An 11,767-nucleotide genomic window follows, 5' to 3' on the forward strand; every position below is an offset into this window, starting at 1 on the left:
CAGAGCTGTAGGGCCCACGCCCATTGCTTCGCAGGCTTCACTCACCGAATAGTCTTTATCCAAAACCAGGCAAGCCGCATCCCGTTTGAAATCTGTCGAAAAATATCGTCTGGTCAAATCACACCTCGTCGTTGGGCGTAGATTAACGCCCTTTAGGGGTGTCCAGAATCATTAAGCCAGATCAGGTCAGTCCCCTCTCCCTCTGGGAGAGGGCTAGGGTGAGGGTTTGCTTTTGACTGTTTAATGATGTGTCGAATAGCCAGAACCTTCCCACAAGGTTTTCAGGTTGTCCGTCGGACGTCGGGTCTCTAGTCTTTGGCTGTCACCGCAAATCGGTGATCGGGTGTGAGAACCCGGTAAGAGGTTTTAATCAAACGTCAGTAGCACCATAATCGCCGCCAGCTCATTTGCTGCCGGCAATGTTCTATGGCGGCTGTGTGCGGGCGGACTTCGGTTCGGCCGGGTTGATCTCTTACCGGTTTCTCACTCCGCACATGGCTGCCACCTCTTCGTCGCGTGAGAAACGACCAGTGATGGCTTCAATCATTTGATTAGAGATCATTGCAATGACTAAACCCGTCCCCGACCCACCCCACGAAACCAAAACCCCACTCGAAGAAGCCCTCCGCGCCGAAGACCAGGCCCGAAACCGCGAAGCCATCAAACGCGCCCTCGACTTCTACCTGTGCCCCGAACCCGCAAAGCCCCGCCGACCGAGCACCATGTTCATGGTCTGCCCAGAGGTCGACACCGAAAGCCTGCTCGCTCACGCCTGCGAATCGTTAGCCTCGGCAAGCGCTGCTACCAGCAACTTTGCCAATGAGCTAACCGGCCTGCAGCGCAGCACCGCGCTAGGCATCCAGCAAATCATCATGCTCGCCGAACTCGCAGTAAACCGCGCACTGGATCGAGTCGATCCACAAACCTGACGATCGCGTCATCGTTCATCGCCAGCAGGCTGGCTCCCACAGTTGAAACGCATTCCCTTGTGGGACCTGGCTTGCCAGCGATGACGCCGATCCAGGCAACCCAAGTCTGGCAGAACGCACACACTCCAAACTGTGGGAGCTAGCCTGCTAGAGATGAGGCCTGTCCAAACACCAGACCTCTAAACCTTGGCGCCGACCTCGCTACGATCGACCAATGCCTCAATCGCCCCACTCAAACTCGCAGCCTTATCCCCCACCAGCAAATGCCAAACCCCACCCTCCAACTGGCTGACACCCTGACAACCCAGCTCTTTCAACTGCGCCTCGGACAACGCCTTGCCATCCGCCAACAGCAAGCGAATCCGGCTCATGGCAATGCACTCCAGTTGCAGCACGTTGTCGCCACCGCCCAGTGCGGTCAGCCATTGCTGCGCTTCGGAGCCAGCAATCACAGCGGCTTTCGACTCCTCAGCAACAACAGCGGTTTCAACCAAAATCGCACGCCCCAGTGAAGGCATCGCCAAGCGAATCTCATCCGCAATGCTGTCCGCCATCGGCCCAACCACAACCTGCAAACTCCCACCTTTACCCGGACGCACAACCGCCATTGCCCCCAACGCTTTCAGGTCTGCATCCGAAGCCTTGTTGCGATCAACCATCTCCAGTCGCAACCGCGTGGTGCAGGCGCCGACGGTGAGCAAGTTCTCTGCTCCGCCCAACGCCTTGATGTAGGCACTGGCGCGCTCGTTCTCAGTCAGTACGGCTTTTTCACTGACAGCGACATCCTCACGCCCCGGCGTCTTCAGATTGAAGCGACGAATGCAGAAATCAAACACCGCGTAATACACCACGGCATACGCCAGCCCGACCGGAATCACCAACCAGCCATTGGTCGAGCGGCCCCAGCCCAGCACCATGTCGATAAAACCGCCGGAGAAGGTGAAGCCGAGGTGAATGTTCAACGCATTGGTGATCGCCATCGACAACCCGGTCAGCAGCGCATGCAGCAGATACAACAACGGCGCCAGAAACATGAAGGCGAATTCAATCGGCTCGGTCACCCCAGTCAAAAACGACGTCAAAGCCATCGACAGAAAAATCCCGCCCATCACCTTGCGCCGTTCCGGCAGGGCGTTGCGATACATCGCCAGGCACGCGGCGGGCAGGCCGAAGATCATCATCGGGAACATGCCGGTCATGAACTGGCCGCCCTTCGGATCACCGGCGAAGTAGCGCGACAGGTCACCCGTCACCAGAGCCCCGGTAGTTGGATCGGTGAAGTTGCCGAACACGAACCACGCCATGTTGTTGAGGATATGGTGCAGGCCGGTGACGATCAGCAGGCGGTTGAACACGCCAAACACGAACGCGCCGATACTGCCGCTTTCCATCATCAGCGCACCAAACGCGTTGATGCCGTGCTGGATCGGCGGCCAGATATAGCCGAACACCACACCCAAACCGACCGCCGCGAACCCTGTGACAATCGGCACAAACCGTCGACCACCGAAGAAAGCCAGATACTCCGGCAGCTTGATGTCCTTGAAGCGGTTGTACAGCGCGCCGGCCATCAGGCCGCTGACGATACCGGCGAGCATGCCCATGTTGATGCTCGCGTCGAGCACCTTGAGCGTGGAGATCATCACCAGATAACCGATCACCCCGGCCAGGCCGGCGGTGCCGTTGTTGTCCTTGGCGAAACCGACGGCGATGCCGATGGCGAAGATCATCGCCAGGTTGGCGAAGATCACTTGGCCGGCATCGTGAATGATCGCGATGTTCAGCAGGTCGGTGTCACCCAGGCGCAGCAGCAGGCCGGCAATCGGCAGGATCGCGATCGGCAGCATCAGCGCGCGGCCGAGGCGTTGCAGGCCTTCGATGAAGAGTTGGTACATGGCGTTTGTCCTTTTTGTTTTTGTTAGCGCAGAGGCCAATGTTGATGACAGGCGTGACGCACGGCGGTGGCGCTGCTCAGCTTGAGCAGGTCACGACTGAGGCGCTGGCATTCGGCTTCGTGCAGTTGACGCACGCGGTCCTTGATTTCACCGATCTGCACCGGGCTGACCGACAGTTCGCTCACGCCGAGGCCGATCAAAACGGGTGTGGCCAGCGGGTCGGAGGCGAGGGCGCCGCAGACGCCGACCCAACGCTTGTGCACCGCCGCGCCTTCGCAGGTCATGGCGATCAGGCGCAGCAGCGCCGGGTGCAGGGCGTCGACGCGGGCGGCCAGGCCTGCGTGATCGCGATCCATGGCCAAGGTGTATTGCGACAAGTCGTTGGTACCGATCGAAAGGAAGTCGGCGTGTTCGGCGAGTTGTTCGGCTTGCAGCGCGGCGGCCGGGACTTCGATCATCACGCCGATTTCCGGGCGTTGCGTGATGCCCATCTCCAGGCACAGCGCATCGACGCGTTGGCGGATGTGCAGCAACTCATCCACTTCGGTGACCATCGGCAATAGGATCCGGCAGCGGCGCAGCGGGCTGACTTGCAGCAGCGCGCGCAGTTGCTGGTCGAGGATTTCCGGGCGCGCCTGAGCCAGACGAATGCCGCGCAGGCCGAGCACCGGGTTGGCCTCGACGGGCAGCGGCAGGTAATCGAGTTGCTTGTCGCCGCCAACGTCGATGGTGCGGATGATCACTGAGTGATCGCCCATCGCATCCAGTACGCCTTGATAGGCCGCACGCTGTTCTTCGACATCCGGCGCGGTCTGACGATCGACGAACAAAAACTCAGTGCGCAACAGACCAACGCCATCAGCGCCGTTGGCGAAGGCATCTGCCGCTTCACCGCTGGAGGCAACGTTGGCGACGACTTCGATGGTCACGCCGTTGCGGGTTTCTGCAGGCAGGTGAGCCTTGGCTTGCTGTGCGTCGCGGCGCTGCTGACGGTCGAGTTGCGCCTGCTGAACTTCAGCCAGGCGTTCGGCATCTGGCGTCAGTTCGAGGCGTCCACTGTCGGCATCGAGCACCACCGCTTGGCCTTGTCGCTGATCAAGCAAGGCAGAACCCAACGCCACCATGCACGGCAGACCTTTGCCGCGAGCGAGAATTGCCACATGCGACGTCGCGCCACCCTCGGCCATGCATAACCCGGCAACGCCATGCGCGCTGAGTTGCAGCAGATCCGAAGGCGTCAGTTCATGAGCGGCAACAATGGCGCCGGCCGGCACATCGTAATGCCAGGCTTCGCCGAGCAATGCCCGCAACACCCGTTGCTTGAGGTCACGCAGATCGTTGGCGCGTTCGGCCAGCAGCGCGCTGCCGGTTTGCTGCAGCATTTCGCACTGCACGTCGATCGACTGGCTCCAGGCGTGAGTTGCCGCACAACCTTGTTCGATGGATCGCTGTGCAGCGTCGAGCAGCGCCGGGTCTTCGAGCAGTGCCAGATGCGCGGCGAAGATCGCTTCTTCGTCGGCATTCCTGTGTTTTTTCGCTTGCATGAGGGTGGCGTCGATTTCGTTGCGGACCTGAGTCAGCGCTGTGTCGAGCACCTGCTGTTGCTGCAGCGGATCATGATTGCCCGCATCCGCTGGCAAACTGATCGCGTTCAAACGAAACAGCGGCCCGCCAACCAGTCCCGGCGCAGCACATACACCGTGCAACACGCCAGCCTCGGCCGGGCGCTTAAGAGCGGCAACATTGACCGGCGCCACCGCGTGATGATCATCCGGCAGCGCCGTGGCCAACGCGCTGAGCAACGCTTGCAGCGCGGCTTCAGCGTCCGGCCCCTGACAACTGACCTGCACCTCATCCTGCTCGCCAACGGCCAGGCCCATCAAACCGATCAGGCTGTTGCACGGCGCCGATTTGCCGGCGAAGTGCAGTTGCGACTGGCTCTTGAACCCTTGCGCAGTCTGCCGAATCAGCGCAGCCGGGCGGGCATGCAAACCACCGCGATGGGCCACCAGAACATGGCCATGAACCTCAGGCCCGCCGATGACTGCTGCGCTCGCCGCCAGACCGTTGCGCGCAATAATGTGCAGCAACGGCTCGCCGACTTTCACTGCTTTGAGCGTAATCGGCCGCACCTGAAAATCCTGGCTGTTGGTCAGGATCAACAGGCTGACCAGGCTTTTGCATTGCTGGCCGACCTTGTCCAGGTCATAGCGCAACAACGGCTGACCCTTGCTGACGCGGGTGCCATCCTTGACCAGCATCGAGAAGCCTTCGCCGTTCAACTCAACGGTATCGAGGCCCAGATGCAGAAGGATCTCCGCGCCGTTGTCGGCACGCACGGTGAGCGCGTGGCCGGTGCGGGCGACGTGAATGATCATTCCGGCGCACGGCGAATACAGCGTGTCGTTGATCGGGTCGATAGCAATGCCGTCGCCCATGGCGCCGCTGGCGAACACCGCGTCCGGGACTTTGGCGAGCGTGAGCACCGGGCCGCTGAGCGGGGCGCTAAGGGTCAGCTCTTTATTGTTGTTGTGCATGGCTCGGTCTCATCGGTTATATCTCGGTTCGATGTCCCCTGTAGGAGCTGCCGAAGGCTGCGATCTTTTGATCTTGTCTTTCTGTGAATCAAAATCAAAAGATCGCAGCCTTCGGCAGCTCCTACAGGTTTGCTTCAATTAATGCGTGCGGGTCACTTTGCTCAGGTGGCGCGGCTGATCCGGGTCCATGCCACGGGCCACGGCCAGACCGGCGGCCATCACGTAAAAGCTCTGGATCGCCAGAATCGGATCAAGGGCCGGGTGCTCGGCGCGGGTCAGGGTCAGATCGCGTTCGTTCACATCGTCCGGCGCTGCCAGCAACACGCGGGCGCCGCGTTGACGCATTTCCGCCGCAAGACTCAGCAGGCCAGCCTGTTCAGCGCCGCGTGGGGCGAAAACCAGCAACGGGTAGTGTTCGTCGATCAGCGCCATCGGGCCGTGACGGACTTCGGCGCTGCTGAACGCTTCAGCTTGAATCGCCGAGGTTTCCTTGAATTTCAGCGCTGCCTCTTGGGCGATGGCAAACCCGGCTCCCCGGCCGATGACCATCAAACGCTCGCAATCGCGCAGCGCTTCGATGGCCATGCTCCAGTCCTGTTTCGCCGCTTCGCGCAGGCCTTCAGGCAGGGCGTTGCCGGCCTCGAGCAATTCGTTGTCCTCTTTCCAGTGCGCGATCAAACGAGCGCTGGCGCTGAGGGTGGCGATAAAACTTTTGGTCGCGGCGACGCTGCTTTCAGTCCCGGCGAGCAGTGGCACGCTGAATTCACACGCGGCTTCCAGTGGCGAATCGGCGGCGTTGACCATCGACACGCTTAACGCGCCACGCTTGCGCAACAGACGCAAGCTGTTGACCAGATCCGGGCTCTGCCCCGACTGGGAAAAGGCGAACGCGACCTGACCGCTGACCTTCAACGGCGCCTGCTGCATGGTCACCACCGACATCGGCAACGACGCCACCGGGACGCCAAGTTGCTGCATGGTCAGGTAGGCGAAGTAGCTCGCCGCGTGGTCGGAGCTGCCGCGAGCCACAGTCATTGCCACTTGCGGCGGCTGACGGCGCAGGCGCCCGGCAATTTCGATCATTTGCGGGTCGAGCTGTTGCAGTTGGGCTTGCACGGCCTCGAACGAGGACAGCGCCTCCTCAAGCATTTTTGAAGTCAATGTCTTCTCCTTCGACCATGACGGCGGTCAGTGTGAGTGAGCGGTCCAGCCGCACGCAGTCGGCCCAGGCGCCAGGTGCAAGGCGCCCGCGTTCAGTAATGCCGAGATAGTCGGCGGGAAATTGCGACAGGCGTTGCGAGGCCTCGGCGATCGGCAAACCGATCTTCACCAAGTTACGCAGGGCCTGATCCATGGTCAGCGTGCTGCCGGCCAACGTGCCGTCGGGCAGGCGTACGCCGCCCAGGCATTTGGTCACGGTGTGGCTGCCGAGCTTGTATTCACCGTCGGGCATGCCGGCGGCGGCAGTCGAATCGGTGACGCAATACAGGCACGGGATTGAGCGCAGGGCCACCCGAATGGCGCCGGGATGCACATGCAGCAAATCCGGAATCAGCTCGGCGAATTTGGCGTGGGCCAGCGCGGCGCCGACGATGCCTGGCTCGCGGTGATGCAGCGGGCTCATGGCGTTATAGAGATGGGTGAAACTGGTCGCACCGGCATCAAGCGCAGCGACGCCTTCCTCGTAACTGCCGAGGGTGTGGCCGATCTGCATGCGCACGCCACGGCTGCTCAGCTCACGGATCAAACCGTCATGGCCGGCGATTTCCGGGGCGATGGTGATCACGCGGATCGGCGCCAGTGCCAGGTATTCTTCGACTTCGGCCATCAATGCGGTGTGGGCGAAGTTCGGTTGCGCGCCGAGTTTGCCGGGGTTGATGTACGGGCCTTCGAGGTGTACGCCGAGGACTCGCGCGGCACCTTTCGGACGCTGTTCGCAGAACTCTCCGACTTCTTTCAAGACGCTGGAGATCTCGGCGCTCGGCGCGGTCATGGTGGTGGCCAGCAGCGAGGTGGTGCCGAAACGCACGTGGGTTCTGGTGATGGTCTCGAAGGCGCTGGCGCCTTCCATGATGTCTTTGCCACCGCCGCCGTGGACGTGCAGATCGATGAAACCCGGCAGCAGATACGGCAGGTCATTGTCGGTCGGATCGCAGGGCACGCCTTCGATCGACACGACTTTGCCGTGTTCGTGGACCAGCCGGCCGCGAACCCAGCCGCTGGCGGTAAGGATGTTGTCTTCGGACATTTTGGTTCTCGCTTTTGGCCGCGCTTAACGACGCAGCTCTTTATCTACGAAGCTCTGCAACAAAGTCGTAGTAGTCGTTGCGGCAATAGGTGTCGGTGACTTCAATCGGTGTGTTGTCTTCGAGGTAGCCGACCCGGGTCATCAGCAGCATCGCGGTGCCGGGTGCGATGCCGACCAGTGCGGCGAACTCGTCAGAGGCGTTGATCGCCTGGATGTGCTGCAGGGCGCGGACGATCGGCTTGCCGATGCCGTCGAGGTATTCGTAGAGCGAATCGCCAACCAATTGCGGCTTGGGCATGATCGAGGCGGGCAGGGTGCTCATTTCGATGGCCATGACCGTGTCATCGGCTTTGCGCAGACGCTTCATGCGCGCGACCTTGTCGTTCGGCGACAGGCTGAGGCGGATCAGTTCTTCGTGGGTCGGCAGGGTGATTTCGCGTTCCAGCCATTGCGAGCTGGGTACGAAACCCTTGAGGCGCAGCATCTCGCTGAAACCCGAAAGGCGCGACAGCGGTTGTTCGAGGCGAGGGGTGATGAAAGTGCCGGAACCTTGCAGGCGACGAATCAGGCCTTGATCAAGCAGAACTTCCAGCGCCTTGCGCGCAGTCACTCGGGAAATGCCCAGTTGCTCGCTGAGGTTGCGTTCCGAAGGCATCGCCTGTTCGGACTTCCACTGCCCGGCATGAATCGCTGCTTCCAGATTGCGCGCTAGCTGCAGGTACAGCGGCGTCGGCTGGGAGTCGTCCGGGCGTAGGGTATGGAGGTCGTTCATGTAGGGCATTTCCGTCGCGAGTATAGGATTGTTGTGGCTCGCTTGTGGGGCGGAAATTAATACCACTTGAATACCATGTCAACGCACGGAAATGGGCTTTGGCCCAATGAAATGGAGGGTTTTAGGGGGTGTGGTTTCAAGTGGTATTAGTGTTGGCCTATAAAAAGCAAAAGATCGCAGCCTGCGGCAGCGCCTACAGTTGAGAGTGGTATCACCTCTGTAGGCGCTGCCGCAGGCTGCGATCTTTTGATTTATTTTTTTGCAGGTGACCAGTGGTCAGGGTTTAAGGGCGAATTTCGACCATCGTGCCGTCCGGCACCAGGTTCCATACTTCGCGCATATCAACGTTGCGCATGGCGACGCAGCCGTCAGTCCAGTCGAGGGTGTGGAACAGGTCTTCCGGGGTCTCTTCCGAATCCGGCGTGCCGTGGATCATGATCATCCCGCCGGGCTCGACGCCTTCACGCCGGGCGCGGGCCGAATCGCTGATGTTCGGGTAGGAAATGTGCATCGACAGATTGAATTTGTCGCTGGTCTTGCGCCAGTCGATCCAATAGAAACCTTCTGGCGTGCGCTTGTCGCCTTCTATCAGTTTCGGACCTTTCTTCGCGCCTTTGCCCAGGGAAATGCGATAGGTCTTCAGCGGCTTGCCGTCGGCGATCAGCTGCAGTTGATGCGCGGATTTAAGCACCAGAACTTTTTCGATAAGAGGTGTATTCGACGGCGTCACGGTGGTCACGAATGACGCTTGGGAGACGGTAACGAACGACAGGCAAAACAGGGCAAGCAACCAGCGCATTGAAACGATTCCCCAGGGAGTGACGCAGATAACCAACATTTTATATGTATGTGTACATGTAGGAGCTGCCGAAGGCTGCGATCTTTTTGTCGGCCATCGTGCCAATGTCTTGATTAAATAATGACCGGCTGCGCCAACGGAGGAATCGATTCAGACCGAACCGGATACGCCTCGATACGCCGATCAGCGAAGAAGCATTCTAAGGTACGCCCCACCGTGCGGAAAGCCAGCTCGTCCCAGGGAATGTCGGCTTCGTCGAATAGTTGTACTTCGAGGCTCTCGGGGCCGGCGGCAAAGTCCAGGTCGACCAGTTCGGCGCGGAAGAACACATGCACCTGACTGATGTGCGGTACGTCGATCAGCGTGTAGATACTCAGGTTGCGCACCCGGGCGCAGGCTTCTTCGGCGGTTTCGCGTACGGCGGCCTGCTCGATGGTCTCGCCGTTCTCCATGAAGCCGGCGGGCAAGGTCCAGTAGCCGAGACGCGGCTCGATGGCGCGGCGGCAGAGCAACACTTTCGTGCCCCAGGTCGGCACGCAACCGGCGACGATATTGGGGTTTTGATAGTGAATGGTCTGACAGCTGTCACAGACAAATCGCAGCCGCGAATCGCCTTCGGGAATGCGCTGGGTGACCGGGTTACCGCAGTGGCTGCAAAATTTCATGCTGGGCTTCCTGAATGCTGCGCCTATCTTGGCGTGCAGCGGTGCCGGTCGGCAAGTTGTCGTTTCGCGACACGGCGGGTTTCGGGGGCTTGGGCGCTTGCAACGATTGGTGCATGATGCAGAGTAAGGCACAGATCGAGAACACTCATGCTGGACGAGCTACTGCATAGGGTTAGCAACCACACACCGCGCACGCTGGAGACCGACACCCGTTTCCCCGAGGCCGCCGTTCTGGTGCCGATCACCCGCAGTGACGAGCCGGAACTGGTGCTGACCCTGCGCGCTAGCGGGCTCTCGACCCACGGCGGCGAAGTCGCGTTCCCCGGTGGTCGTCGCGACCCGGAAGACCCCGACCTGATCTTCACCGCGCTACGCGAAGCCGAAGAAGAGATCGGCCTGCCCCCCGGCCTGGTTGAAATCATCGGCCCGCTGAGTCCGCTGATCTCCCTGCACGGTATCAAGGTCACGCCGTATGTCGGCGTCATCCCCGATTTTGTCGAGTATCTGGCCAACGATGCCGAGATTGCCGCAGTGTTCACTGTGCCGCTGGAATTCTTCCGCAAAGACCCCCGTGAACACACGCACCGCATCGACTATCAGGGTCGCAGCTGGTACGTGCCGAGCTACCGCTTTGGCGAGTACAAGATCTGGGGGCTGACGGCGATCATGATCGTCGAGTTGATCAATCTGCTCTATGACGCCAAGATCAGCCTGCACCAACCGCCAAAAAGCTTTCTTGATACTTGAACGCATCAATACCTGAGCCATCGGCAGAATGGCCATTCACCGTGAGCCCTGAGGAAAACAAGATGAAATACCGCTTGGGCGACGCCCGTGTCGAGACCCACCCACAGAGCTGGGTCGCCCCCAATGCCGTACTGGTGGGCAAGGTCAAACTCGAAGAGGGCGCCAACGTCTGGTTCAACGCCGTGTTGCGCGGCGACAACGAACTGATCCTGATCGGCAAGAACAGCAATGTGCAGGACGGCACGGTGATGCACACCGACATGGGTTTTCCGCTGACCATCGGTACTGGCGTGACCATCGGCCACAACGCGATGCTCCACGGCTGCACCGTTGGCGATTACAGCCTGATCGGCATCAACGCGGTGATTCTCAACGGCGCGAAGATCGGCAAAAACTGCATCATTGGCGCCAACTCGCTGATTGGCGAAGGCAAAGAGATTCCCGACGGTTCGCTGGTGATGGGCTCACCGGGCAAAGTCGTGCGCGAACTGACCGAGCCGCAGAAGAAGATGCTCGAAGCCAGCGCCGCCCACTATGTGCATAACTCGCAGCGCTACGCCCGTGATCTGGTTGAGCAAGAAGAATGAACACAGCCGAGAGACCCGTTGCCTCGCCGTGCGTGAATATTTGTGCGCTGGATGAGGATGACATTTGTACTGGCTGCCAGCGTACGGTCGCGGAGATCACCCGCTGGGGCCGTATGACCAACGACGAGCGCCGCGTGGTGCTGGGGTTGTGTCATGAGCGGGCGAAGGCGAGTGGGTTGGTGTGGATGATCCCTTCGAAATCGTGATCGGCTTGAGGGTGCCCTCACCCTAACCCTCTCCCAGGGGGAGAGGGGACTGACCGAGGTGCCTTTCGCTATACGCCGACCTGAGCTATTGAGTCGAACTCAGGTTTGAAAAGCCCCCGATCGGCTCCCTTTCCCTCTCGCCTGAAGGAAAGGGATTGTTCAAGCTGCACCTATCTGCGTTATCGAGTCGAGCTCGAATTGGAATCCAGGGAAGATGGGCTCCCTTTCCCCCTCCCCCCCTGGGGGAGAGGGCTGGGGTGGGTAAAGACCGGGTACATCCTTTACGTTTGAGACCGGGGACATGGTTTACAGGTATTAATCATGGTCAGGAGGTGCTGACCATGCCCTGGAATCAAGAGTCCCCAATGGATCAACGAGTGAA

Annotated in this window: 12 protein-coding genes; 4 read left to right on the forward strand and 8 right to left on the reverse strand. The window is 60.3% G+C overall.

All coding sequences use genetic code 11. The features are described 5' to 3' along the window. On the reverse strand, window positions 1–117 hold a 117-nt coding region (locus CKW14_RS30635; RefSeq protein WP_371857732.1), incomplete at its 3' end, for a transposase. Window positions 118–566: 449 nt separating this feature from the next. Here CKW14_RS30635 and CKW14_RS29015 point away from each other — a divergent pair. Beyond that, entirely contained in the window at window positions 567–929 is a 363-nt protein-coding gene (locus tag CKW14_RS29015) for a DUF6124 family protein (RefSeq protein ID WP_095050947.1), read from the forward strand. Between the two features lie 179 nt (window positions 930–1,108). Here CKW14_RS29015 and nagE read toward each other — a convergent pair whose 3' ends face one another. The 7 genes from nagE to CKW14_RS29050 all read right to left on the reverse strand — a co-directional run bounded on the left by nagE (window position 1,109) and on the right by CKW14_RS29050 (window position 9,845). Then, a complete protein-coding gene (gene nagE, locus CKW14_RS29020; protein WP_095126658.1) occupies window positions 1,109–2,824 on the reverse strand; it encodes an N-acetylglucosamine-specific PTS transporter subunit IIBC in 1,716 nt (571 codons plus the stop codon). A gap of 23 nt (window positions 2,825–2,847) precedes the next feature. Further along, the gene (gene ptsP / locus CKW14_RS29025) at window positions 2,848–5,361 is read right to left on the reverse strand and encodes a phosphoenolpyruvate--protein phosphotransferase (protein ID WP_095126659.1); all 2,514 of its coding nucleotides are present in this window, start codon (window positions 5,359–5,361) and stop codon (window positions 2,848–2,850) included. 138 nt (window positions 5,362–5,499) lie between these two features. Further along, complete coding sequence (locus CKW14_RS29030) at window positions 5,500–6,522, reverse strand: SIS domain-containing protein (RefSeq protein ID WP_095050944.1); 1,023 nt, start codon at window positions 6,520–6,522, stop codon at window positions 5,500–5,502. Beyond that, window positions 6,503–7,609 (reverse strand): N-acetylglucosamine-6-phosphate deacetylase, encoded by a 1,107-nt coding sequence (nagA, locus tag CKW14_RS29035; RefSeq protein ID WP_095126660.1) that lies wholly within the window; start codon window positions 7,607–7,609, stop codon window positions 6,503–6,505. Before nagA ends, CKW14_RS29030 begins: the two co-directional genes overlap by 20 nt. Window positions 7,610–7,649: 40 nt before the next feature. Then, window positions 7,650–8,381, reverse strand: a complete 732-nt coding sequence (locus CKW14_RS29040) for a GntR family transcriptional regulator (RefSeq protein ID WP_093436861.1) — start codon at window positions 8,379–8,381, stop codon at window positions 7,650–7,652. 283 nt (window positions 8,382–8,664) lie between these two features. Beyond that, window positions 8,665–9,180 carry a murein L,D-transpeptidase family protein gene (locus tag CKW14_RS29045; protein WP_095050942.1) on the reverse strand — a complete coding sequence of 172 codons (516 nt, stop codon included), beginning with the start codon at window positions 9,178–9,180 and terminating at the stop codon, window positions 8,665–8,667. A 113-nt stretch (window positions 9,181–9,293) separates the two neighbouring features. Next, complete coding sequence (locus CKW14_RS29050; protein WP_007909002.1) at window positions 9,294–9,845, reverse strand: NUDIX hydrolase; 552 nt, start codon at window positions 9,843–9,845, stop codon at window positions 9,294–9,296. A 147-nt stretch (window positions 9,846–9,992) separates the two neighbouring features. Between CKW14_RS29050 and CKW14_RS29055 the strand changes: the two genes are divergently transcribed. From CKW14_RS29055 to CKW14_RS29065, 3 genes are all read left to right on the forward strand, one after another. Further along, on the forward strand, window positions 9,993–10,592 hold the full coding sequence (locus tag CKW14_RS29055) for a CoA pyrophosphatase (RefSeq protein ID WP_093436852.1): 600 nt from the start codon (window positions 9,993–9,995) through the stop codon (window positions 10,590–10,592). A 62-nt stretch (window positions 10,593–10,654) separates the two neighbouring features. Next, window positions 10,655–11,179 (forward strand): gamma carbonic anhydrase family protein, encoded by a 525-nt coding sequence (locus CKW14_RS29060; protein WP_034154816.1) that lies wholly within the window; start codon window positions 10,655–10,657, stop codon window positions 11,177–11,179. Next, entirely contained in the window at window positions 11,176–11,385 is a 210-nt protein-coding gene (locus CKW14_RS29065; protein WP_093436849.1) for a DUF1289 domain-containing protein, read from the forward strand. The genes CKW14_RS29060 and CKW14_RS29065 overlap by 4 nt, the downstream gene beginning before the upstream one ends. Window positions 11,386–11,767: the final 382 nt, after the last annotated feature.

Source organism: Pseudomonas sp. Irchel s3a12 (assembly GCF_900187485.1).
Lineage (GTDB): Bacteria > Pseudomonadota > Gammaproteobacteria > Pseudomonadales > Pseudomonadaceae > Aquipseudomonas > Aquipseudomonas neuropathica.

What these genes read in the sequence shown, in the direction of transcription:
- ptsP (WP_095126659.1), bottom strand. Translation starts at nt 5,361, where the DNA reads ATGCACAACAACAATAAAGAGCTGACCCTTAGCGCCCCGCTCAGCGGC.
- CKW14_RS29015 (WP_095050947.1), top strand. Translation starts at nt 567, where the DNA reads ATGACTAAACCCGTCCCCGACCCACCCCACGAAACCAAAACCCCACTC.
- CKW14_RS29050 (WP_007909002.1), bottom strand. Translation starts at nt 9,845, where the DNA reads ATGAAATTTTGCAGCCACTGCGGTAACCCGGTCACCCAGCGCATTCCC.
- CKW14_RS29045 (WP_095050942.1), bottom strand. Translation starts at nt 9,180, where the DNA reads ATGCGCTGGTTGCTTGCCCTGTTTTGCCTGTCGTTCGTTACCGTCTCC.
- nagA (WP_095126660.1), bottom strand. Translation starts at nt 7,609, where the DNA reads ATGTCCGAAGACAACATCCTTACCGCCAGCGGCTGGGTTCGCGGCCGG.
- CKW14_RS29065 (WP_093436849.1), top strand. Translation starts at nt 11,176, where the DNA reads ATGAACACAGCCGAGAGACCCGTTGCCTCGCCGTGCGTGAATATTTGT.
- nagE (WP_095126658.1), bottom strand. Translation starts at nt 2,824, where the DNA reads ATGTACCAACTCTTCATCGAAGGCCTGCAACGCCTCGGCCGCGCGCTG.
- CKW14_RS29060 (WP_034154816.1), top strand. Translation starts at nt 10,655, where the DNA reads ATGAAATACCGCTTGGGCGACGCCCGTGTCGAGACCCACCCACAGAGC.
- CKW14_RS29040 (WP_093436861.1), bottom strand. Translation starts at nt 8,381, where the DNA reads ATGAACGACCTCCATACCCTACGCCCGGACGACTCCCAGCCGACGCCG.
- CKW14_RS29055 (WP_093436852.1), top strand. Translation starts at nt 9,993, where the DNA reads ATGCTGGACGAGCTACTGCATAGGGTTAGCAACCACACACCGCGCACG.